The 22057-nt window shown below is 65.6% G+C and carries 20 protein-coding genes and 1 pseudogene; 6 read left to right on the top strand and 15 right to left on the bottom strand.

Features of this window, described 5'->3' with window-relative positions; translation table 11 throughout:
• Nucleotides 1-59 precede the first annotated feature (59 nt).
• The gene (locus EDF74_RS06835; protein WP_123729354.1) at nt 60-401 is read left to right on the top strand and encodes a type II toxin-antitoxin system prevent-host-death family antitoxin; all 342 of its coding nucleotides are present in this window, start codon (nt 60-62) and stop codon (nt 399-401) included.
• Nucleotides 402-404: 3 nt separating this feature from the next.
• The gene (locus EDF74_RS06830) at nt 405-1028 is read left to right on the top strand and encodes a hypothetical protein (RefSeq protein ID WP_123729353.1); all 624 of its coding nucleotides are present in this window, start codon (nt 405-407) and stop codon (nt 1026-1028) included.
• A 33-nt stretch (nt 1029-1061) separates the two neighbouring features.
• Here the strand turns inward: EDF74_RS06830 and EDF74_RS06825 are convergent, their stop codons facing one another.
• The 5 genes from EDF74_RS06825 to EDF74_RS06805 all read right to left on the bottom strand — a co-directional run bounded on the left by EDF74_RS06825 (nt 1062) and on the right by EDF74_RS06805 (nt 6445).
• Complete coding sequence (locus tag EDF74_RS06825; RefSeq protein WP_123729352.1) at nt 1062-2141, bottom strand: catalase family protein; 1080 nt, start codon at nt 2139-2141, stop codon at nt 1062-1064.
• Between the two features lie 23 nt (nt 2142-2164).
• The gene (locus EDF74_RS06820) at nt 2165-2662 is read right to left on the bottom strand and encodes a ferritin-like domain-containing protein (RefSeq protein ID WP_123729351.1); all 498 of its coding nucleotides are present in this window, start codon (nt 2660-2662) and stop codon (nt 2165-2167) included.
• Between the two features lie 91 nt (nt 2663-2753).
• Nucleotides 2754-3353: a M23 family metallopeptidase gene (locus tag EDF74_RS06815; RefSeq protein WP_123729350.1), complete on the bottom strand. Its 600-nt coding sequence runs from the start codon at nt 3351-3353 to the stop codon at nt 2754-2756.
• A gap of 84 nt (nt 3354-3437) precedes the next feature.
• Nucleotides 3438-5903: a methyl-accepting chemotaxis protein gene (locus tag EDF74_RS06810; protein WP_148045921.1), complete on the bottom strand. Its 2466-nt coding sequence runs from the start codon at nt 5901-5903 to the stop codon at nt 3438-3440.
• The gene (locus EDF74_RS06805; protein WP_123729348.1) at nt 5837-6445 is read right to left on the bottom strand and encodes a DNA-3-methyladenine glycosylase; all 609 of its coding nucleotides are present in this window, start codon (nt 6443-6445) and stop codon (nt 5837-5839) included. The genes EDF74_RS06810 and EDF74_RS06805 overlap by 67 nt, the downstream gene beginning before the upstream one ends.
• Nucleotides 6446-6627: 182 nt before the next feature.
• Here EDF74_RS06805 and xth point away from each other — a divergent pair.
• Nucleotides 6628-7425 (top strand): annotated as a pseudogene (gene xth, locus EDF74_RS06800) (exodeoxyribonuclease III); the annotation flags it as partial.
• Between the two features lie 83 nt (nt 7426-7508).
• Nucleotides 7509-8306, top strand: a complete 798-nt coding sequence (locus EDF74_RS06795) for an AraC family transcriptional regulator (protein ID WP_123729346.1) — start codon at nt 7509-7511, stop codon at nt 8304-8306.
• Nucleotides 8307-8316: 10 nt separating this feature from the next.
• On the opposite strand, the gene EDF74_RS06790 is transcribed toward EDF74_RS06795, so the two are convergent.
• A complete protein-coding gene (locus EDF74_RS06790; RefSeq protein ID WP_221180331.1) occupies nt 8317-9540 on the bottom strand; it encodes an MFS transporter in 1224 nt (407 codons plus the stop codon).
• A 229-nt stretch (nt 9541-9769) separates the two neighbouring features.
• Here EDF74_RS06790 and EDF74_RS06785 point away from each other — a divergent pair, with 229 nt between their 5' ends.
• Together EDF74_RS06785 and EDF74_RS06780 are read left to right on the top strand one after the other, a co-directional pair.
• Nucleotides 9770-13165, top strand: coding sequence for an autotransporter outer membrane beta-barrel domain-containing protein (locus EDF74_RS06785; RefSeq protein WP_148045920.1), 3396 nt, complete (start codon nt 9770-9772; stop codon nt 13163-13165).
• Nucleotides 13166-13363: 198 nt separating this feature from the next.
• Nucleotides 13364-14830, top strand: coding sequence for a serine hydrolase domain-containing protein (locus EDF74_RS06780; protein ID WP_123729344.1), 1467 nt, complete (start codon nt 13364-13366; stop codon nt 14828-14830).
• On the opposite strand, the gene EDF74_RS06775 is transcribed toward EDF74_RS06780, so the two are convergent.
• From EDF74_RS06775 to EDF74_RS06735, 9 genes are all read right to left on the bottom strand, one after another.
• Complete coding sequence (locus EDF74_RS06775; RefSeq protein ID WP_123729343.1) at nt 14769-15521, bottom strand: sulfite exporter TauE/SafE family protein; 753 nt, start codon at nt 15519-15521, stop codon at nt 14769-14771. The two genes, EDF74_RS06780 and EDF74_RS06775, sit on opposite strands and share 62 nt — an antisense overlap.
• Nucleotides 15522-15530: 9 nt before the next feature.
• Nucleotides 15531-16478: a prolyl aminopeptidase gene (pip, locus tag EDF74_RS06770; RefSeq protein WP_123729342.1), complete on the bottom strand. Its 948-nt coding sequence runs from the start codon at nt 16476-16478 to the stop codon at nt 15531-15533.
• 69 nt (nt 16479-16547) lie between these two features.
• A complete protein-coding gene (locus EDF74_RS06765; RefSeq protein ID WP_123729341.1) occupies nt 16548-16814 on the bottom strand; it encodes a hypothetical protein in 267 nt (88 codons plus the stop codon).
• Nucleotides 16811-18157: a TFIIB-type zinc ribbon-containing protein gene (locus EDF74_RS06760; RefSeq protein ID WP_123729340.1), complete on the bottom strand. Its 1347-nt coding sequence runs from the start codon at nt 18155-18157 to the stop codon at nt 16811-16813. The genes EDF74_RS06765 and EDF74_RS06760 overlap by 4 nt, the downstream gene beginning before the upstream one ends.
• 21 nt (nt 18158-18178) lie before the next feature.
• Entirely contained in the window at nt 18179-19318 is a 1140-nt protein-coding gene (locus EDF74_RS06755; protein ID WP_123729339.1) for an SPFH domain-containing protein, read from the bottom strand.
• 126 nt (nt 19319-19444) lie between these two features.
• Nucleotides 19445-19723, bottom strand: coding sequence for a hypothetical protein (locus EDF74_RS06750; RefSeq protein WP_123729338.1), 279 nt, complete (start codon nt 19721-19723; stop codon nt 19445-19447).
• A 130-nt stretch (nt 19724-19853) separates the two neighbouring features.
• A complete protein-coding gene (locus EDF74_RS06745; protein ID WP_123729337.1) occupies nt 19854-20237 on the bottom strand; it encodes a nuclear transport factor 2 family protein in 384 nt (127 codons plus the stop codon).
• Nucleotides 20238-20286: 49 nt separating this feature from the next.
• Complete coding sequence (locus EDF74_RS06740) at nt 20287-21390, bottom strand: alkene reductase (RefSeq protein WP_123729336.1); 1104 nt, start codon at nt 21388-21390, stop codon at nt 20287-20289.
• A 53-nt stretch (nt 21391-21443) separates the two neighbouring features.
• Nucleotides 21444-22025, bottom strand: a complete 582-nt coding sequence (locus EDF74_RS06735) for a TetR/AcrR family transcriptional regulator (RefSeq protein WP_123729335.1) — start codon at nt 22023-22025, stop codon at nt 21444-21446.
• Between the last annotated feature and the right edge of the window lie 32 nt (nt 22026-22057).

The following is a 22057-nucleotide window of genomic DNA, read 5'->3' as shown; positions in this document are numbered from 1 at the left end:
ATTTATGTCCAATTTGGCCAGAAGGGGTATGATGGGCACATCCCGTCCTGGAGCGTGCCATGACCCTGCCACTGGATCTGCCCGGCCTTGAGAAGGCCACCGCCTCGTCGGTGAAAACCCGCGGCTGGCCCAGCCTGATGCGCACCGTGCGCGAGAAGCAGGCGCTGGTGATCACCAATCACAATCACCCCGAAGCGGTGATCGTGGACATCAAGACCTACCAGGAACTGTTGGCCAAGGCCGCCGGCGGCGATACCGACGAGCGGTTGGGCGAGCTGGAGCGCCTGCGCGCCGCCTTCGATACCACGCTGGCCAGTCTTGGCCGCGATGGCGGGTTGGGCAAGGTACTGGGGCAGCCGATCCGCCGCGGCCGCAAGGTCGCCCTCGGCAGCCCGCTCTGACCGATGGGACGCATTCTGGTGCTGGCCGGCGTCAATGGTGCCGGCAAGAGTTCGCTGCTGGGCATGTGGCTGGAAGAAGAAGGCCTGACCTGGTTCAACCCGGATACGTTCACCCGGCGCCTGGTGGAGAGCGGCTGGTCGCTGGGTGAAGCCAATGCCGCAGCGTGGAACGAAGGCGCGCGCCGGCTGCGGCAGGCGATCGACGAAGGCACCGACTTCGCGTTCGAAACCACGCTGGGTGGCAACACCATCCCACGCCTGCTACGCGAAGCCTGCGACCACCACGACGTGGCGATCTGGTTCTGCGGCCTGCAGAGCGTGGCGCTGCACATGGAACGCGTCGCCGCACGGGTCAGCCGCGGCGGGCACGACATTCCCGCCGACAAGATCCGCGCACGCTACGACTCCTCCCGCGAGAACCTGCTGGCCCTGTTGCCGCATCTGGCCGAGCTGCACGTCTATGACAACAGTGCTCCGGCCGATGCCGATGGCGCCGAACCGCTGCCGGTGCTGCAGCTGGATCGCAACGGGCTGCACTATCCGGCCTCGGCGATCGAGCTGCTGCAGACCCCGGACTGGGCCAAGCCGATCGTGATGCGCGCCATGGAGCTGCACGACATCCGGTGAGGCGACACCTCGGGGCTGCGCCTGAAGGCGGTCTCAGCCCACCGGCTCGTGGATCGGACACCCATTGAACCGCGAGCGGAACTGACGCGAGGCGCCCATCACCACGCGGCGCGCGCGATTCAATCCGCCGAGCGGACGATGTTCGGCCAGCGCGTGCCACGGCGCGAACGCCAGTGCATCCTCGATGCCGGGAGATATGCCGGGCTGCCACGCCACCTGCTGCGCCACGCTCAGGCGCGCGACCGGGAGAAACGGGCTGTCCGCCTCGGGCCAGATGACCGACGCATCTTCGATCGGCATCCGGTCCACGTCCCGGCACAGCTGCACCCGTAGTTCCCACTCCACTGGATTGGGGAGGTCGGTAAAGAAGGCCACCACCGCCTCGCGCTGTGCATCTTCGTCCGAACCGATCCTGTCGCCGGTCAGGGCCAGCAGGGCAGGTGAAGCCGGTGCGAGCGAAAACTTCGCCATATAGGGGCCATAGAGGAAGGGCACCTGGCTGAAGAAGGTCTCGCCCAGCGGATGATGCTGCGGCTCGCCCCCCATGCCCTTCAGTGTGGCACTTTGCCCGCCGACAGCTTCAAGCGCCGCCTCGGCACCGCGCAGGGTTGCCGAAATCATCCGCTTGGTACGTGGCATCCGCTCGGTGGTGGCGGCCAGCAGTTTGGCCGCGCGCAGGAAACCGGCTACACCGGGCGTAGTGAACGCGGGGCCGTTGACCATCAGGAAATCCTGCGTGTGCTGCTCTTCGGCACCTTCCGCGCGCGGACCCTCCACGCCGATCACTTTGAGCGCCATCGCGCGCGGGGTGGACACGGAATCGGGGAGCTGCTCGGCCGGCGGCGAGGACAATCGCACGCGTGCGTCGTAGCTTCCAGGCCGTGCGAATAGACCGTGGCGAAGCTCGGCCGGCAACCCATCCAGCACACGCAATCGACCCTTCAGCAGGCCTTGGCCTTTGGCGTGCACGGCGCGGTGCGCATGGCCTTCCTGCTCGGCCACGGTCAGTGCCATGCCCGCGAACACCTCGGTCAGCTCACGGATATGGGCGGCTTCCTCCGGATCGGCGTGTTCGAGCGAGGCGTGGTAGAGAACGGGTGGGCGCAGCGACATGTAGGCTCCTGTGTGATCGAAAATCAGGCCGCGGCGGCCTTGGCATTGCCGCCACCGGCCAAGGCCAGCAGGGTGAGCTTTTCGTCCGTGTCTTTCTCTTCTTTGAGCGTTTCCAGCAGCAACGGCACCGCCGCCTTGTAGCCCAGTTGTTTGGCAAGCGCGGCGATGGTGCCGTAGGAGGCGATTTCGTAATGCTCCACCTTCTGCGCGCCGCCAATCAGCGCGGCATCACGTACCGGGCCTTCTTCGATGCTGTCGATCGCTTCCTTGCCTTCTTCGACCAGGCCTTCCATCGCCGCACATTTGATGCGCTTGAGCCGGATCCCCAGCAGCTCCACCACCTGGTCGATACGCTCGATCTGGCCCTGGGTCTCTTCCAGGTGCAGGGTGAATGCGGCGGACAGGTCCGGATTGGAGGCCGCACGCGCCATCCTTGGCAGCGCTTTGGTCAGCTGCTTTTCTGCGCTGTAGATATCCGAGAGCTCGTGGATGAAGAGGTCTTCTGCGGTCTTGATCGCCATGGAGGTACTGCCGGTGGGTAGTGAGCCACCGACGCTAGGCGCGTCGGTGTTAGTCCGGTGCGCTTTGTTGTGAAGGGGGCCTGCACGCCGCTCAGGGCGCATCCCGCCATGCCTTCAGGAGCGGCAGCGGATCGTAGGCGCCGTCGGCGCCGTAGATGCCCCAGTGCAGATGCGGCGGCGTGCCCTTGGCGTTGCCGGTGTCGCCGACATAGCCCAGCACGGTGCCTTGCTCGATCACCTGGCCACGTTCCAATCCGTCACGCCAGTCGTCCAGATGGGCGTAGTAGTAGCGCTCGCGCGCCGGGCCCATGACCCACACCTGACGCCCGCCCAGGCCACTCTCGCGGATGTCCGTAACGATGCCCGGTGTGGCGCTGCGCACCTCGGTGCCGCGTTTGGCGAAGATGTCGACACCGGCATGCGCGCGGTCACGGCCACGGGGGGCGCCGAAGGTATCGGCGACCTGGCGAGCCGACACCCCGGCCACGGGAACGGGCAGGGCGGTCGGTGCGGGCATCTGGGACAGCTGCCAGAGCGCGCGCGGCGACTGCGCAAGTGGGCTGTTCCAGAGGAAGCCCACCGCCACGAGGGTGACGACCAGCAGGAACAGCCGTATCAACCAGCCTCGGATGCGACGCGCTGTGGACGGCACCGAGCGCGGCGGTCGTGATGAGGGGGTATCGGGGCGCAGGCCAGGACTCCTAGCTGATGAAGAGGCGGACAGGGCCAGTGTGCCTCTCTGCAGATCAACAGCGTGTGGGCGCAGGGCAGCGGATCAGCTCACCTTGAACACCACCACCGCGCGATTGAGTACCACCGCCTGCTCCTCGAGTGACCTGGATGCGGCCGAAGCCTCCTCCACCAGCGCGGCGTTCTGCTGGGTGACCTTATCCATGTGCACCACGGCCTGGTTGACCTGTTCGATGCCAGCCGTCTGTTCCTGCGACGCAGCGGCGATTTCACCAACCGCATGGCGTACCTGCTGGATCGAGCTGACGATCTCACGCATGGAGGCGCTGGCAGTGTCGACCAGCGCCACGCCCTTCCTGACCTGCTCTGATGAGCCTTCGATCAAGGCCTTCACGTCCTTGGCGGCGTTGGCGCTTCGCTGCGCCAGTGTCCTGACCTCACTGGCCACGACCGCGAACCCACGTCCCTGTTCGCCAGCACGGGCCGCTTCCACCGCCGCGTTCAACGCCAGGATGTTGGTCTGAAAGGCGATGCCGTCGATCACCGATATGATCTCGGCGACGCGGCCAGAGCCGATCTGGATCTCGCGCATGGTACGCATCACATCGGCCGCAGCAGTACCGCCGACCGAGGCATTCTGCTCGGCCAGCGCCGCCAGGTGTGCGGCCTGGCGCGCATGCTCTGCAGTCTGCCGGACAGTGGAGGTCAGTTCTTCCATCGAGGCCGCGGTCTCTTCCAGATTGGCCGCCTGCTGTTCGGTGCGTTGCGACAGATCGCTGTTGCCCATCGCGATCTCCGCCGCCGAGGTGGAGATCACCGCAGTACTGGCCTGGATGCCGCCGATGATGCCGCGCAGATTGCGTGCCGTGGCACCTGCGGAGGCCAGAATATCGGCGAAGACACCCGAGAACTCGCCCCTGGCTTCCACGGTGAGGTCGCCATCAGCGACGGCCAGCAACACCTTGGCGATCTCGGCGATGCTCACGTCCGTGGCATCGATCAGGCGGTTCAGGTCCACAATGATGCCCTTGAAGGCGTGCTGGAACTGCTCGGGTTCGCCGCGCTGGGTGAAGTCACCCTGCGCCGCTGCGCTGGCCAGGCGCTGGATATCCGAGCTGATCGCCAGCAGGTTGCTGCGCATCGTCTCCATGGCGGTCGTGATGACCGCCTGTTCCCCCGGCAGCTGGCGCATCTGCATGCTGAGGTCGCCGATGGAGTAGCGGGTCGCCGTGGCGACGATCTGCCCGATCAGCGCCGCATTGTTGTTCGCCAGTTCGTTGGTTTCGCGGACGAGTTCACCATAGGCGCCCGGGAAGCCGGCAGCGTCGATTCGATAGCTGCTCTGGCCGCCGGTCTGCCGCGCCGAGAGCTCGCGCTGCGCGTTGATCAGGGCAGACAGGCGCTGCTGCATGTTGGCCATGCTGCGCAGTAGATCCGCTGCTTCATCATTACCGATGGGGGTGATCTTCGCGGTCAGGTCGCCACCGGCAATCCGGTCGGCGCAGGCGATTGCATCGCGCAGTGGCACGGTCAGACTGCGCGTGATCAGGAACGCCAACAGTGCGCTGATCATCAGGGCCACCGTCGCACCCGTGATCAGCAGTGCTTTGCCCCGGCGGGTCTGCAGCTCCGCATCCGCATAAGCACGGTCACTGTCGCTCTGCTGCAAGGCAATGTTGTTGCGGATGGACGATTGCCATTGGTCAATGGCGACCTCGGCGTCCTCGAAGTGCGCCCGGGCAGCGGTCATGTCACCGCCGGCGTTGCTGTCAATCACGCCTTGGATCAACGCCCGCGCTGCGTCGCGCGTTACCGTGATCTGCTGCCGTGCCTGCTTGCCTTCGGCCGTGGCGGGCATCTCGTACAGCGCATCCCGTGACCTGTCGTACGCCTCGCGGAACCGGTGCACGCGCTGCAGGTAGCCGTCATAGCTGGCGACATCGTCTTCCAGCAACAGGCCCTGCACTGCAGCCACCACCTGGGCGTTGGCATCCAGCATGTCGGTGGACAGTCGAATCTTCACCATGTTCTCTTCGACGATCACATCCAGCTTCTGCTTGGTCGCAACCAAGGCCCAGAGGCCGGATCCGGCGATGATCAGGGTGATCAGGATGAGTGCGGCAAAGGCGGCGGACAGTCGTTGATTGACGCGGAATTTCAATAAGACGTGTTGCATCAGTATCTCGCATGCGATGAAGGAGGCACTGCCCGCGCGTAGTGCAGGGGTAGTCGCGAGGATATCGGCGATGCATGCGTCCACTTGATTGGTGTTGACGCATATTGCGCCGTGGCATTTTGACGCAGGGAAATGCGTCATACCGGCGAAAAACAGCGACGTCACAGTTCGGACGTTGCGCCCATGGAATGCGCTGTCGTGACAGTGGGTTTCCGATGCATCGGGCATATCGAGTGTGGTGCGCATCGCGGAGTGGACATCCGGGATTGCGCACTGTGCGTCACTGTTTCCTGCGCGCGTTCGTGTTGCTAGCCGGCGCTGGACGTCTTCGCACGCTTCGATACATGCGGGTGATCTCGCACGGACCACCGCCACGGAAAATCAATTGCTTTGCTGATGCCGACCCGTGGTCCCACCAGCGGATCGGCAGGCGGCGGCGTCCCATCGGAGACGATCCGGATGCCGCGGTCATTGCGCACCAGATCGGCGCCATCCAAGGCTTTGGTGATGCCCATCGCCTGCGACAATCGTCCCGGGCCGCTGGCGAGATCGCGATCATGCTTGATAGCGGGGCGTGCGTCGCGGATCAGCTCCAGCCCCGCCACCGGCTCGAGCGCCCGCAGCAGCACGCCCCAGCCCTGGCCGACGTCACCGCAGACAGCATTCGACCCCCAGTGCATGCCGTAGCTGAAATAGACGTAGAGGTGACCCGCTTCACCGAACATCGTGGCAGTGCGTGCGGTCATGCCGCGATACGAATGCGCCGCCGGATCCTGGTCACCTGCGTAGGCCTCAACCTCCACGATGCGGCCGGCCCGACCGTCATCGCGCACCAACAGCTTGTTCAGCAGCTCGGGCGCCACGTCGGTCGGGTGCCGCTGGTAGAAGCGTCGCGGCAGAACGATCCACTTCTTCATGCCAACCCGTGCAAGGGAGATACCTTTTCCCGTCCGAAACGAGCCCTTACTGTGACGCGCCGCGGGTCAATGCGCGATCAACGCCTTGCGATCATCACACCATGCTCGCCCGGCATTCGCGGCAGGTTGATCGACACAGGGCAATCCTCGGCATTGGATCCCGCCGCCATGCAGCACGCACCATGCCTGCCAGAAAGCGCCTGAAAATCGCGACCTTCAACGTCAACGGCGTGCTGACCCGGCTGCCGCATCTGCTCGCATGGCTGGCGCGCGAACAACCGGATATCGTCGCCCTCCAAGAGCTCAAGGCCACCCAGGAGGCCTTCCCGGAGGCCGCCATCCGCGATGCAGGCTACGGGTGCATCTGGCAGGGACAGCGCTCATGGAATGGCGTCGCGCTGCTGGCCCGCGGCCAGGACCCGATCGAGAGCCGACGTGGCTTGCCCGGCGATCCGAAAGACGACCAGAGCCGCTATCTGGAAGCCGCCGCGCACGGGGTCATCGTGGGCGGCCTCTACCTGCCCAATGGCAATCCGCAGCCCGGCCCGAAGTTCGACTACAAGCTGAAGTGGATGCAGCGCCTGCATAAGCACGCCAAGAGCCTGGTCGCGCTGCCGCATCCGGTCGCACTGATCGGCGATTTCAACGTCGTGCCAACCGATGCGGACATCTACGATCCCAAGTCCTGGCGGAAGGACGCGCTGCTGCAGCCAGAGGTGCGCGAGGCGTATCAGGCGCTGCTCGGGCAGGGCTGGACCGACAGCCTGCGCGCGGTGTACGGCGACGCGCAGATCTTCACCTTCTGGGACTATTTCCGCGAACACTTCGCCCGTGACCGAGGACTGCGGATCGACCACCTGCTGCTCAATCCCGTACTGGCCCCCAGCCTGAAGGATGCAGGCGTGGACAGGTGGGTACGCGCGTTGGAGAAACCGAGCGACCACGCGCCCACGTGGATCGAGGTGCTGGCGCCTTCGAAGCCACGATAGCCGCCCCGGCCCGGTATCGACATCACGCCGGACACGCTAGAGTCCTCCGGCAGGTCGTTTGCGAGGGTATTGCCATGCCATATCGGAAAAGGGACATCGCCCCGGGTGTCGGCGAAGGCAAGCGCCTGCCTGCCGGTCCGGAGACGCCCGTGTTCTGCCGGGCGCGCGAGTATCCCGCCGGAACGATCATCGCCCTGCATCATCATCCAGACCGCCATCAACTGGTGTATGCCGAAACCGGTGTGCTGGTAGTGCAGGCCGGGGCAGGGCGCTGGGTGGTTCCCAGCACGCGCGCGATCTGGATCCCGGCCGGCATGGGGCACAAGGTCAGCTGCATCGGCGCGGTCGGCATGCGCAGCCTGTATATCCTGCCGCAGGCGATTGCCCAGCCGCCGGCCAGCGCATCGACCGTGTCGGTGACGCCGTTGCTGGCTGCCTTGATCCATGCCGCAATGGATGTAGCTGCCCCCTATGAAACGGATTCGCGCAACGGGCGGCTGATGCAGTTGATCCTCGATGAGCTGCAACTGCTGCCGGTACTGCCACTGCACCTGCCGCAGCCGACCGACCCGCGGCTGCAGGTCATCGGCCAGCAGCTTCAATCCAGGCCTGACGACCCATCCACGCTGCAGGACTGGGCCCGGCGTCTGAGCGTGGACGTGAAAACCATCCAGCGCCTGTGCGCACGTGAGCTTGGCATGACCTTCGGGCAATGGCGCCAACAGGCGCGGCTGCTGCGTGCATTGGAACAGTTGGCGCACGGTGAAAAGGTGATCGACGTGGCGCTCGCACTGGGCTATGCCAGTCCGAGCGCCTTTACCGCGATGTTCAAGAAGCGCTTCGGACAGTTGCCGAGTCAGTTCTTCCACTGAGCCAGACGCCTCAGTGCATGTTCGTCTTCGGCAGGAACGCCGTCGCCAGCCCGAGCAGCGGCAGGTACGAGGTGAAGTGGTAGACCCACACGATCCCATGCACGTCCGCCAGGTTGCCCAGCCCGGCCGCGCCGATACCGCCAATGCCGAACATCAGGCCGAACATCAAACCCGACACCATGCCCACACGGCCGGGCACCGCCTCCTGCGCGTAGACCACCAGCGCCGCGAATGCCGAGGACATCACCAGTCCGATCACCACCGCCAGCACCGCCGTCCCCATCAGGTTGGCGTAGGGCAGGGCGAGCGCGAACGGCGCCACGCCCAGGAACGAGATCCAGATCACCGCCTTGCGCCCGATCCGGTCGCCGACCGGTCCGCCGATGAAGGTGCCCAGCGCGACCGAGGCCAGGAAGATGAAGAGGTACATCTGGCTTTGCTGCACGGTCAGGCCGAAGCGCTCGATCAGATAGAACGTGAAGTAGTTGGTGAACGAAGCGATGTAGACGAACTTGGCAAACATCAGCACTGCGATCACGGCGATGGCCTGGATCACCTTGCCGCGGCTCAGCCCGACGCCATGGCCCGTGGCCAACCGGTTCATCTTGGCCTGGCCGTGCTGGATGGTCCAGCCGGTGAGGCGGAACAGCACCCAGATCGCCAGCGCCGCAACGAGCATGAACCACGCGATCGCGTGTTGCCCATGCGGAATCACGATGGCGGCCGCCAGCAGCGGGCCGATCGCCGAGCCGGTGTTGCCGCCGACCTGGAAGGTGGACTGCGCGGTACCGAAGCGACCGCCTGAGGCCATCCGTGCCACGCGCGAGGCTTCCGGATGGAAGGTGGCCGAACCGATACCGACAACGGCTGCGGCGATCAGCAGCATTTCGTAACGCGTGGCCATCGCCATCAGCGCGATGCCGACGAACGTGGCGATCATCCCCGAGGGCAGCAGATACGGCAGCGGCCGCTTGTCGGTGTACATGCCCACCCAGGGCTGCAGCAGCGAGGCAGTGACCTGGTACACCAGGCCGATGATGCCGATCTGCCCGAAGGTGAGCGAGAACTGGCTCTTGAACATCGGATAGACCGCCGGCAGCACCGCCTGGATCATGTCGTTGAGCAGGTGGGCGAAGGCCGCCGCGCCGACGATGCGCACCGCGAAGCCCTGGTTCGGGGCGGGGCTGAGGGGTTCGGCGGGAATTACGGGCGGGGCAGCGGTTTCAGGGGGCATGAGGGCACGATCAGGAACGGGGGAGCCAAGGCGCGCTGGCTACGCTGCAGCTGCGAGGGGAGGCAGGACGCGTAGCGTAGGCCCGAGTCCGGGTCCCGTCTCTCGCGAATTGGGCATCCGTCGTCGCGTTCAGGACATCGATGCGGCTGTGGATTTGCAACTAATTGCATATCCGCAGCAAGGCAGCGCTCCTAAAGTCGCCGGCTACATAGAGACCGGCTATTCCTGCATGACCTCTCGCGCCCCCCGCCCCCTGAACCGTCTGCGCCCCCTTTCGCTCGCCATCGCGGTGGCCTGCACGTGCAGCGCGCCCGTCCTGGCGCAGAGTCTGGGGCCGGTGGTCGCCGATGGTCACCAGCTCGACGTCATCGCCGGCAGCTATGCGTCGACCGATGACGGCGTCGCCGGACATGTCTTCCACGCCCTCAACGGGGGCAGCATCGGCTCCGGCGGGCCCGTATCGCTCAACGCCATCGGTGCCAATACGGCCGCGGCCCGCGCCGAAAGTGCAGGCGCGCTCGTCTTCGCTGCGGGTGACATCACCACCTCGGGGGCCAGTGCGGTTGGGCTTTCTGTCGCCACGGGCGGCCGCATCGAGCTGCAGGCCGACGCCGCCGGGCAGGGCACGACGGTAACCACCCGCGGCCTGCGCAGCACCGCGGCCCAGATCAATGCGGGCACCCTGGTCATGCGCAATGCGACGCTGGAGACCACCGGTGACGGATCGCACGGGCTGCTGGCCACTGGCAACGCGCAGGTGGACATGGTGGGGGGGCGCATCCAGACCAGCGGCAGCCAATCTCACGCGGTGATGGCGGACAACGGCACGGTGACACTGCGGGATGCGCAGATCCAGACCGGCTCCTTCGGATCCGATGCTCTGTATACGCTGAATGGTGGGCGCATCGAGGGCGACAATCTGGACGTCAGCACCGTGGGCTATGGCAGCGCGGCGGCCCGGGTCCACGTTGGTTCCGTCCTGTCGCTGATCAACAGCCGCATCCACACCCAAGGCGATGACGCCGCGGGAGTTGCCGGCGGCGGTGCCGTCACGCTGATCGATTCCGACATCCATGTCTCCGGGAGCCAGTCCCGCGCTGTTGTGCTCAGCGGTGGCACGTTGCGCATCGAGAACAGCAAACTGCGCTCGGACCACGAGCGCAGCACGGGCGTATTCCTGTGGGCCAACAACCAGGTCGACATCATCGGGACGACGATCACCGCGGGCACCTACGGCATCAACGTCAACGGCGATGGCAGCGATGTACGGCTGAGCGACGTGGATATCACCACGGACGGCTTCATCGGTACGGGCATCTGGTTGCCCAGTGAATCCACGTTGACCATGCAGGGTGGCAGCATCACCACCCGCAGCGATGCGGGCGTGGGCATCGACAGCCGCGAAGGCCTTGCGACGCTGGATGGTCTGACGATGCGCACCGGTGGCGCCTCGGCACACGGTCTTTATGCCTCCCAGGACACTGGCGGGCGGCGGCCGATCTTTGAGGCCGATCGTGTGGACGTCACCACCACCGGCGCAGGCAGCATCGGCGCGATTGCACGCCTTGGTGGTGCCGTGCAATTGCGCGACAGCAGCATCTTGACCACCGGCATCAAGGGGTACGGCGTGCTCAGTGGTGGCCCGGGAGAGTTGACACTTCACAATACCCACGTGCGCACACAGGGTCTGGATGCCTATGCAGGCGTGGTCAATGCCAACGGCCGGCTGGTCATCGATGGCGGCTCGCTGATCAGTGAACGGCATGCCGCGTTGTGGGTGCGTACCGCACGCGAGGTAGCGGTACGCAACGGCGCCCGACTGATCGGCGGCAATGGCACGCTGATGGCGGTGGATGCTGCGTTTGCCAGCCCGTTCGAGCTCAGCCTGGATCAGGATGTCCATGCACAGGGCGATATCGTGATCACCCCGGAGGACATCGCCGCTGGCGTACCCGTCGTGGCCGACATCCGCGTGCGCCTCAACGGCCGCTCGCACTGGGTGGGCGCCAGTTCGGTAGTCAACCAGGTGGCACTGTCCGACGACAGCCGCTGGACCCTGACCGGTGACGCCAGCGTAGGCCAGCTGAGCCTGCAGGACAGCACCCTGGCCTTGTCGGCAGGGGCCAGCACGACATTCAACCGACTCACCGTGTCCGGCAACGTCGAGACAAGCAACGCGCTGCTGATCTTCAATGGAGCACTGGGTGATGACACCTCCCGGATCGACTTCCTGCACGTGCGTGGCGATACCCGTGGCAGCGCCGGCATCCAGGTGAACAATGTGCACGGTCTGGGCGCGCAGACGACCAACGGCATCCAGTTGATCCAGGTCGATGGCCAGTCCGATGCGGTCTACACATTGAACGGACGCGCCGTGGCGGGCAGCTATGACTACTTCCTGCACAAGGGCGGTGCCACCACGCCCGGCGATGGGGGTTGGTACCTGCGCTCTGCGCTGTCGCCGACTCCGCCGGACCCCTGCGATCTTGACCCCGGTGGCCCAGGCTGCGCCGAGCCACCGCCACCGCCACCGCCGCCGGAGCCGTGTGACCTGGACCCGGCCGGCCCCGGCTGCGTTGGACCGGTGCCAGAACCGTGTGAGGCGGACCCCAGCGGCCCCGGCTGTGGCATCGTGCCGCCGGATCCCTGCGAAGCCGCGGAAGGCGATGCCAACTGCAATCGCCCGCAACCGCCGCAGATCGTGCGACCTGAAGCGGGTGCCTACCTGGCCAACCAGGCGGCCGCTGTGTTCCTGTTCCAGCACCGGCTGCAGGACCGCGACGGCGCTGACGCCATGGCCGGCGCACGCGGTGACGGTTGGCTGCGGGTCAACAGCAGCCACACGCGGCAGGACGTCGCCGGTCAGCTGGCGCTGACGGGGCGTGCGTCGGTGCTGATGGGAGGCATGGATGTGTTGCACTGGGGCGGCGCCAGCCGAGGCCGCGCCGGTGTACTGCTGGCCGCCGGGCAGTCCTCGACCGATGTGCAGTCGCAGCTGAGTGGCTACACCGCGACGGGCACGGTAAAGGGCGCCGCGCTGGGGATCTACGCAACATGGCTGCAGCGTCCGGACGAAGGAACGGGGGCCTACGCCGATGGCTGGGTCCAGCACGGACGCTACCGCAACACCGTGCAGGGGATGGGTCTGGCGAAGGAGCGCCAGGATGCCCAGACGCAGGCCGCCTCGCTTGAGACGGGCTACACGTGGGCCCTGCGCACGCGCAGCGGGGCCCACCTGATGGTGCAGCCGCAACTGCAGGTCATCCATACCGACTACCGCGCCGACCGTCTTACCGAGCTTAACGGCACCCAGGTGGTCACCGCTGCCGCCGGTGGGCTTTCCTCGCGGGTGGGGATACGCCTGAGTGGTGATGTGCGCAGCGAGGATCGCCGCGTGCAGCCGTTCATTGCTGCGCATTGGCTGCACGACGGCGGCGGCAACCGCATCTGGATGGACGACGCTCTGATCGTGGGCGCGGTGTCGAAGAACCGCTACGAAGTGCGTGGCGGCGCGATGCTGCAGCTTGGGAAGCGCTGGTCGGCGTGGGGCGATCTTGGCCTGCAGCGTGGTGATGGCGGCTACCGCAGTGCGAGCGCACAGCTGGGGCTGAAAGCGAGCTGGTAAGCAACGGCAGTACGCCAAGGACAGGGATCATGAGCAGCGTCTGGATGGGGCTGGCTGCCGTGCTGGGCGGGTGGATGCTCGTCGCGGTGGGGTTGGAACCGTTGCTTGCCCGATGGATGCACATGCAGCGCGGATGAGGCGCCCGCATGCATAATCCACCCCACTGACGGGCGGCAGCTCAGTGGACGGGAGAACAGGATGTTGTTGATCAGAATGCTCACCTTTGCGCTACTGTTCTTCAGCGCCACCGCCTGGGCCGCTACACCGGCGGCTCCGGTGTCGGCCAAACAGATCTTCAATCGTTGGCTTACCGCCTATAACGCCGGCAATGCAAACGCACTGCAGACCGTGCTGTCGACCGCCGGGATCGACCACACCGCGCAGCGATACCTGGACATCCGCGAGACCTTCGGCCCGTTCGAGGTGCTGACCACCACCGTGGACACACCCGATACCGTCGCGAGCATCGTGCGCGGCACATCGAGCGACCGCGGGGTGCTGATCACCGTGGCCATCGATCCTGCCAACAGGCCGCGGCTCAAGACGTTGCAACTGGAAGGCGTGGCGATACCCGACGCGTTCAAGCCCGCGCGGCTTGAGTTGCCCGCGCTCATCGCGCAGAGCCGTGCGCGTCTGGACACGCTGGCGGCACAGGACAAGCTCTCCGGCAGCTTTCTGCTGGCGCAGGACGGCAAGGTGCTGATGGCGTGGCATGGCGGGCGGGCTGACCGGGAGCAGGGTATTGCGGTCGATAGCACCACGACGTTCCGGCTCGCCTCGTTGAACAAGATGTTCACTGCGGTGGCGATCCTGCAGTTGGCCGAGGCTGGCAAGCTGACACTGGACGATAGGATTGCCCAGCATCTGAAGCATTACCCCAACCTGGCCGTCGCCACCGGTGTCACGATCCGGCAGCTGCTCAACCACACCAGTGGCCTGGGAGAGATCTTCGACGAGGCGTTCGAGGCGCGGAAGGCATCGCTCAAGACGCTGGCCGACTATTGGCCCTTCTATGGCGCCGCGGCACCGGCCTTCAAACCCGGCACCCAGGACCAGTATTCCAACTACGGCTACATTCTGCTTGGCTCGATCATCGAGGCGGCGTCGGGACAGTCGTACGACGCCTACGTCGAACAGCACATCTTTGCGCCGGCGGGCATGACTTCCACGGGAGCGGCGCCCGAGGCGACCCTGGTGCCAGGCCGCGCGGTGCCCTACACGCTGAGCGACGGCCAGTGGGTGCGCGAGACCAAGAGCCTGCCGTTGCGCGGTACGTCGGCGGGCGGCGGTTACAGCACCGCCCAGGATCTGCTGCGGTTCGCCGAGGCGTTGCGCAGTGGCCGGCTGATCCCGGCCGCGGCATTGGACGCGGCCACCTTACCGCAGAATACCAAGGGCTGGTACGGCTACGGCTTCATGGTGAGCGGTGAGGGAGAGCAGCGCCAGTATGGCCACGAGGGTGGGGCGCCCGGTGCGAATGCCGCGCTCGTCGCGCTGCCGAGCAACGGCTACGTAGTGATCGGGCTGAGCAATGTCGATCCCGATGCGATGGAGAACGTGGTCAACTTCGTCGGCAACCGTCTGCCGCTGTCGCAGCGCGGCCTCAGCGCCAGCCCAGCAGCGCCGGCAATGACGAGGCCAGCAGCGCTATCCCGGACACGGTGAGCAGGCTGAGCACGATCTGCCGGAACCGCAGGTCGCTGATGCCGATGTAGAGGCGGGTGCCGAGCAGGGTCGGGATCAACATGGCTGGCGCGACGATGGCGAACATCGGCAGCATCTCGCGGGTGACGATGCCGGTGCCGACATAGGTGCCCATGGTCACCAGCAGCATGGACAGGTTGAAGTTCTGGACCACGGAGCGCTGCACGTCACGCTCGTAACCGCGCAGCGTGCACCACAGCGTCGGCAGGGTGCCGGTGAAGCCGCCCAGCCCGCCCATGATGCCGCCGGCAAATCCCACCACACCATCGGCCGCGCGCCCACCCGCCGTGACACGCGGCAGCTGACGTGACAGCAGCATCGCCGGGCACCACAGCACCAGCAAGGTGCCCAGGATCGCCTTGAGCCAGTTCATGTCGAGCAGGGGCAGCAGGTAGACGCCCAGCGGAATCCCGGCCAGCCCGCCCAGCACGAAAGGCAGCAGGATCTTCAGATTGAAGCCGCGGCGCACGGTGAAGGCCGCCAGCAGCTGGCCGGTCAGGGCACCGAACACGGAGAGGGTGGCCGCCAGCTTGGGATCCAGCACCCACGCCCAGAAGGAGAGCGCCACCAGCCCGAACGCGAAGCCCGACAGGCCCTGCACAAAGCCCGCCACGATGGCGCCCAACGCCACCACCAGGTAGATCGAATCCACGATGACTCCTTACTGCGCGTCCGCGAAGGCATCCGTCGCGCGCACCAAAGCATCGGCGGTGGCCGGCTCCGTTGCGCTGTGACCGGATACCACCATCTGCAGCGAGGCCTCGGGCCAGGCACAGGCCAGGTCCCACGCGCTGCGCGCCGGGCAGATGATGTCGTAGCGGCCCTGCACGATCACGCCCGGCAGATGCCGGATGCGGTCGATATCGCGCAGCAGCTGCGCATGATCGAGGAAGGCATGGTTGCGGAAGTAGTGCGCTTCGATGCGCGCCTTGGCCAGGGTGTGCAGCGGATCGTCACCGGACACCGCGTCGACGTCGTGTTCCAGCGTGGCCGCGTGATCCTCCCACCCCAGCCAGGCCTGCGCGGCGGCGATGCGGGTCGCTTCGTCCGGGCTGTCCAGACGACGCCAGTATGCGGCGATCATGTCGCCGCGTTCGTCTTCAGGGATATGCGCCTCGTAGGCCGCCCAGCGCTCCGGGAACACCCAGCGCGCACCGCCGTCGGCCTCGGCGAACCAGCGGTTCTCCTCGGCGCGACCGAGATAGACGCCGCGCACGATGATGCCGGTAGCACGTTCTGGATGTGCCTGCGCGTACGCCAATGCCAGGGTCGAGCCCCAGGAACCGCCAAACACCAGCCAGCGCTCGATGCCGAGCAGTTTGCGGATGGTGTCCACGTCGGTGACCAGGTGCTGCGTCGTGTTGTCACGCAGCTCGCCGAACGGGGTGGAGCGGCCGCTGCCGCGCTGGTCGATCAGGACGATGCGATAACGTGACGGGTCAAAGAAGCGCCGGTGGGTGGGTGATACGCCGGCACCCGGCCCGCCATGCAGGAACACCACCGGGATGCCGTCAGGCGTGCCGCACTCCTCGACGAACAAGGTGTGCAGGTCATCGACCGCCACCTGATGGGTGCGGAAGGGTGTGATCGCCGGATAGAGCGTGCGCATGGGGGCGTCCTACGGAAAACTGACCCCACATGATACCGCCCGGGTTCGTCGAGCCGCCTCCGTGACGCGTCACAATGGCGGCGGACTGTCCCTGTCGCGCTGAACGCGTGTCCGGTACGCGCGCACGTTGTCGCCACGGATGCGCCGTTCCTGCGTACCCGTGATGGTATCGACCTTGCGATCCGCGCCGGTCACCGGTTTGGCATCGATGGTCGTTTCGTGCTCGAAGGCATGTGATCTATCGGTATTGCGGTAGTACCGGTACAACGCCCAGTACAACGCCGTTGCACCGGCGGGGCCGGCGGCGAGCAACCAGAGTCCACTGTCATCGCTCATGCGGCAGCTACCAGGAAGAAGAGAACGAGGGCTTCAATGATCGTGCCGGTGGTGAGCGCGGCCAGCAGCAGCTTCCACTGCTGCACCGGCACGCTGCCCATGGTTTCACCGGTGCGGCCATTCACCGCGATGTAGTGCAGCATGCCGCCGTTGCGGCCCGGCTGGTGATACGAGTACAGCCACACCGGCAGGTACATGGAGACCCAGCGGGTGCCGTGCACATCCACCCGCTCGCGCTCCCAGCGCACACCACGGTCGTAGCGGCGTACCGAGCCTTCCACCTGCGCGCGGGCGATCGACAGCAGCTGATCCTCCAGGCGCGGGCGCAGCGTCTCGACGTCCACGTTGCGCTTTTCCGAGGTGAAACCGGCCAGATAGGAGGCGTTCCACTTCAGGGCGTTCTTGGTGTCGAACGGCAGGATCGCGTTGATGATGTTGTTGGTGTTGGTCTGCGTATCCAGGTTGCCACGCTCGGCCGAGGATTCCATGGTGAGATCGTCCACGGTGAAATCCACCTGGCGATCCACCTGGTAGATATCGGCGTCGTAGTACGTTTTCTTGTTCTTCTCGGTGCCGCGGGTGTACTGCCGCGTCTGGATCTCGCCCTTGCCGGACACGCTGGCGCTGACATTGCTGTCCACGATCATGTAGGGCAGATAGACGCCGGTGACGTTCTCCGGTGTGAACTGGTCCTTGAACGCCTTGAGCGCGAACAGGCGGCGCTTGTCCACGAACTGGCGGATCCGCGCGACCGCATCGTCCTTGCTGATATGGAACGGCAGTACCGCGTCGGGCACCGCGCCGTTGGAGATCTGCTCGTTGACCCCGAACACATGGCGGCACCAGTGGCAGCGTGCGGTCATCGTACTTTCGGTGTTGATGGTGACTTCGGCGCCGCAACCGGTGCACTTGAAGCTCATCAGGCTGGCGGTATCGGCGTCGATGTCGCGTGCACCGGACGCAATGACCGTGCCGCGCAGCTGATCGATCCCTTCGCCAAACCCGAAGGCCTCCTCAACGCGGTCGCCGTGCCATTCGTGACGGCAGAACTGGCAGATCAGCAGATCGCTACCGAGCTTGAGCCGGATATCGCTGGAGCCGCATTTCGGGCAGCGGTTGAGGCCATCCTTGAGTTCTGCCGCCGAGGTGTCCAGGGCCACCGGGTCCGGCGCCTGCACCTCATCACGGATGGGCTGGGGCAGAGTCGCTGGATCGACCGGGAAACTGCCCGGCAGTGGTGGCACATCCCGGGGCGAGCCCGGGCCGGTGACCGGCGCCGCCGGAGAGGGCGGCAACGGCGGCGGGACCGCCGGGATCGGCGGGGGCATCTTGGGGTCGGACATGGTGTCGGTGCGCTCGGTGTCTTACAGCCCCAGCGCCTTGGCCTTGAGCTTGTCGTAGTCGTCCTGGGTGATCAGGCCGAGGTCCAGCATCTCTTTGGCCTTCTTCAGCTTGGCGACCGGATCGTCCGCCGCCGGGGCGACCGGCTGCTGCATGCCGCCGACCCCGAGCATGCCCGAGGCCATGCCCACGCCGACCAGGCCGGCCGCGCCGCCGTTCTCGCCCGCCGACTGGATGCCTTGGGCAACACTGGCCTGCAGGTTGGAATTGCCACGCGAGCCGGCCAGCGCATCGGCGCGCTGCACGGTCTTGAGCAGCTCGCGGGTGTTGGCGTCGTACTCGATCGAGACAATGGCGGTCTTGACGATGGCCAGGCCACGGTCGGACTTCCACTGGTAACCCTGCTCGACGGCAGCGGACAGGCTCTGTGCAAAGCCGAGCGAATCCTGCTGCAGCTTGGTGATGCGGTTGCCCTTGCCCGGATCGTTCGTATACAGGCTGAAGGCTGGCGCGAGCGAGCCCACCACTTCATTGAACAGCTGGCTGGCGGCGGCGTTGTCCAGATCGGTGAAATCGAACACCTGGCCGGGCTGCAGGTAGCTGGCCGGCACAAAATTCTTCACGAACAGGATCGGATCGACGATCTTCAGCGTGTACGAGCCGCGTGTGACCGCGCCGACCTGCGTGCCGAGGAAACCATCGTCCCAGTAGATTTCGGACTGCGTGCCGAAGCGGTTGTCCGGCAGTTCCTTCAGGGAGACGAAGAACGCCGCCTGCTGCGACCCCGGCTGGCCACCGAACTTGAAGCGTTCCCAGCTCTGCTTGATCAGCGGGCTGACGAAACCGTCGCCGGCGAAGATCGACTGCGAGTTCAGATCATCCGAGCGCCATTCATAGCCACCCGGTTCGGCGACAAAGCCGGTGATCGCGCCGTCCTGGAACAGCAGCAGGCCATACCCTTCGGGCACGACGATCTTCGACCCGTTGGTGATGATGTTGGAGGAGGCGCTGGTGTTGGAGCCGCGCCCGGCATTGGTGCCACGCGGCACCGCCGCGAACAGCGCTGCCGTCGAGGGCAGGCCCGTCGGCACAGTGTAGAAATCCTTCCACTGGTCGGCCAGAACACCACCGACTGCCCCTGCCACTGCCTGACGAAGACCCATGACCCACTCCCTGCGATTCGTGGACGGGCACCGTGCCCATCGTGCTCACCGCACTATATCAGCAGCCAGTGCGCCGGTAGTGACCCAGCGCGGGCCAGGGCAGCATGTGCGGCCGCCCGGGGCCGATCAGCCGGGCAGGTCGCACTTCAGCTTGCCGTCAACGTAGTACGGCTTGGGCACATCCGGGTTCTCGCTGGTCTTCTCGAAGACCACTTCGAACGAGCCCATATCCGGCGTGCCTTTGCGGTCGGTGCACGCATCCTGCAGTTTCTTCTTCACCGCCGCGATACCTGCATCGCGATTGGCGCCGTCGGCGCTGTTGGTGAGGTTGGCCACGTCGGCAAACGCCACCGGACTGGCGGCGAGCAGGCAGCTTGCGAACAGCGCGGCACACAGCGTCTTCATCAGCACTCCTTTCCATGATCGCGACCCATGACCGGTCGGGGATGGTCAGCATAAAGAGCGTGGGTTAAGACCATGTCGCGTGGTGGACGTGCAGGCCATCGCGACGGCCTGCACGGTGTCTCTGCCCGATTCAGGCGCTGGTGTGTGTGTGGTAGATCTTGCTGACGACCGTCCAGCGACCCTCCACTTTCAGCAGATTGAAGAAATCCGTGAAGTGAAAGCCGGAGATGTCGTCGGTATCGACCCGGGCACTTGCCGCCGTACCGACGATGTCGATGCGCGCGATCGCCGCGCGTGCCTCCGGCGAGGGACGAAATGCCGTGTCGATCGTGTCGAACAGACCCTGGATGGGGCCGCCGACGAGTGCAGTGTCTGCATCAACGCCGAAGATCGTGGCCTGCTCGCTGAAGGCAGGTTTCATGATGCTGCTCTTGGCCTGTTTGCCGCCCTCGTTGTACTGATTCAGTACGTCGACGATGGCGTTGTAGTCCTGCACGTAGGTCGGGTTGCTCATGGTGAATCCTCTGGGGGTTGGGATGAGGCGTGGGGGAGGGGGCGAAGCATCATTCGGTTGCAGTGGGCCAGTCGGTGTAGCCCTTGGCGCCGCCGCCGTAATAGGACTCACGCGGTGCGATGGTCAGCTGCGCACCGCGGCGAAGGCGTTCGACGAGGTCCGGGTTCGAGATGAACAGCCGACCGAACGCGACCGCATCGATGCGGCCCTCGGCACGACGCGAGATGGCCATCTCCAGGTCGTAGTTGTTGTTGCCGATGAAGGCGCCGTTGAACGTGGCACTCAAGGCATCCAGGTCGACCCCCTCGGGAACGCTGCGCGTGGTTGCGGTCGCGCCCTCGACAAAATGCAGATAGGCCAGGTTGAAGCGGTTCAACTGCGTGATGAGGTAGCCGTAGGTCGCCATGACGTTGCTGTCCGGCGGCGTGTTGCCCGCGTCCGGGGTGACGGGTGACAGGCGGATACCGACGCGGTCACTGCCCCAGAGGTTCACGACCGCCTCGGTCACCTCCAGCGTCAGCCTGGCGCGGTTCTCGATCGAGCCACCGTAGCCATCGGTGCGATGGTTGGTGGAATCACGCAGGAACTGGTCCAGCAGATAGCTGTTGGCCGCATGAACTTCCACACCATCGAAGCCGGCGCGCTGTGCATTGCGGGCAGCCAGCTCGAACTGGGCAACGATCCCGGGGATCTCATCGGTCTCCAAGGCGCGCGGCATCGAAACCGGCACGAAGCCATCGGCGGTGTAGGTGTCGCCTTCGGCCTTGATCGCCGACGGCGCGACCGGGGCCTGGCCGCCAGGTTGCAAGGCCACGCTCGAGAACCGCCCGACGTGCCAGAGCTGGCTGACGATCTTTCCGCCGGCGGCATGCACTGCATCGGTGACCTGTCTCCAGCCGGCTACCTGCGCATCGCTCCAGAGGCCGGGTGTGGCGGCATACCCGCGCCCTTGGGGCGAGATATTGGTCGCCTCGGCGACGATCAACCCGGCACTGGCGCGCTGGGCGTAATACGTGGCGTGGAGCGCATTGGGAACACCGTCTTCGCCGTAGCGGCTGCGGGTGATCGGCGCCATCACGATACGGTTGGCCAGCTGGAGTGCACCCATGTGGGTGGGTGCGAACAGGTCGGTACGGGACGTGGTGTCCTTCATCAGAATGAGCCTTTTATATGTGACCGGTCGTCTAGTAAAGGGGTAAAACCAGGTCACGACAGCAGGGTGCGTGACGCGGCCAGTGCGGTGTCGAACGGGGCCGTGGAGTCGTTGAGCTTGGCCAGCAGCGAGGCGCCCAGCCAGAGTTGATACAGCGATTCGGCCAGCTCCGGGGCCGGGACGGCCGGGGAGATGGAACCATCGGTCTGACCGCGTGCGGCGCAACGGGTGATGCGCTGGATGATCGCGTCGGTGCCCTTTCTGAGTACCGTGCGCATGTCCTCGGACAGATCGCACATCTCCGGGCCGAGTTTGACCACCAGACACTTGTCGTCGGGGAAATCCGAGCCCTGCGTCTCTTTCCAATACTGGAAGTACGCCACCAGGCGCTCCGCGCCGGCGCCCTCTGCGGCCAACAACCGATCGACCGTGGCCAGGTATGCGGAGAAGTATTCGTCCAGCAGGGCCAGGCCGAACTCTTCCTTGGATTTAAAGTAATAGTAGAACGAGCCCTTCGGCACTCCGGCAGCCGCGACGACCTCGGCCAGGCCTACGGCCGTATACCCCTTGCGGGTCATCAGCGCCCGGGTGACGTCGAGAATGTGCTGACGGGTTTCGTGGGCGGGCTTCTTCATGGCCCTGACGATACGCTGCATCTGACCGGTCG

This window comes from Stenotrophomonas rhizophila (assembly GCF_003751305.1).
Classification (GTDB): Bacteria; Pseudomonadota; Gammaproteobacteria; order Xanthomonadales; family Xanthomonadaceae; genus Stenotrophomonas; species Stenotrophomonas rhizophila_B.
The sequence above is the reverse complement of the archived record's forward strand: the minus strand, read 5'-3'. Positions and strand labels throughout refer to the sequence as shown.

Bases quoted from the DNA above. Each gene is read 5' to 3' on its own strand.
- EDF74_RS06795 (WP_123729346.1), top strand. From the start codon at position 7,509: ATGCCATATCGGAAAAGGGACATCGCCCCGGGTGTCGGCGAAGGCAAG.
- EDF74_RS06750 (WP_123729338.1), bottom strand. From the start codon at position 19,723: ATGAAGACGCTGTGTGCCGCGCTGTTCGCAAGCTGCCTGCTCGCCGCC.
- EDF74_RS06830 (WP_123729353.1), top strand. From the start codon at position 405: ATGGGACGCATTCTGGTGCTGGCCGGCGTCAATGGTGCCGGCAAGAGT.
- EDF74_RS06780 (WP_123729344.1), top strand. From the start codon at position 13,364: ATGTTGTTGATCAGAATGCTCACCTTTGCGCTACTGTTCTTCAGCGCC.
- EDF74_RS06785 (WP_148045920.1), top strand. From the start codon at position 9,770: ATGACCTCTCGCGCCCCCCGCCCCCTGAACCGTCTGCGCCCCCTTTCG.
- EDF74_RS06765 (WP_123729341.1), bottom strand. From the start codon at position 16,814: ATGAGCGATGACAGTGGACTCTGGTTGCTCGCCGCCGGCCCCGCCGGT.
- EDF74_RS06740 (WP_123729336.1), bottom strand. From the start codon at position 21,390: ATGAAGGACACCACGTCCCGTACCGACCTGTTCGCACCCACCCACATG.
- EDF74_RS06835 (WP_123729354.1), top strand. From the start codon at position 60: ATGACCCTGCCACTGGATCTGCCCGGCCTTGAGAAGGCCACCGCCTCG.
- EDF74_RS06760 (WP_123729340.1), bottom strand. From the start codon at position 18,157: ATGTCCGACCCCAAGATGCCCCCGCCGATCCCGGCGGTCCCGCCGCCG.
- EDF74_RS06735 (WP_123729335.1), bottom strand. From the start codon at position 22,025: ATGAAGAAGCCCGCCCACGAAACCCGTCAGCACATTCTCGACGTCACC.
- EDF74_RS06825 (WP_123729352.1), bottom strand. From the start codon at position 2,141: ATGTCGCTGCGCCCACCCGTTCTCTACCACGCCTCGCTCGAACACGCC.
- EDF74_RS06745 (WP_123729337.1), bottom strand. From the start codon at position 20,237: ATGAGCAACCCGACCTACGTGCAGGACTACAACGCCATCGTCGACGTA.
- pip (WP_123729342.1), bottom strand. From the start codon at position 16,478: ATGCGCACGCTCTATCCGGCGATCACACCCTTCCGCACCCATCAGGTG.
- EDF74_RS06790 (WP_221180331.1), bottom strand. From the start codon at position 9,540: ATGCCCCCTGAAACCGCTGCCCCGCCCGTAATTCCCGCCGAACCCCTC.
- EDF74_RS06805 (WP_123729348.1), bottom strand. From the start codon at position 6,445: ATGAAGAAGTGGATCGTTCTGCCGCGACGCTTCTACCAGCGGCACCCG.
- EDF74_RS06820 (WP_123729351.1), bottom strand. From the start codon at position 2,662: ATGGCGATCAAGACCGCAGAAGACCTCTTCATCCACGAGCTCTCGGAT.
- EDF74_RS06755 (WP_123729339.1), bottom strand. From the start codon at position 19,318: ATGGGTCTTCGTCAGGCAGTGGCAGGGGCAGTCGGTGGTGTTCTGGCC.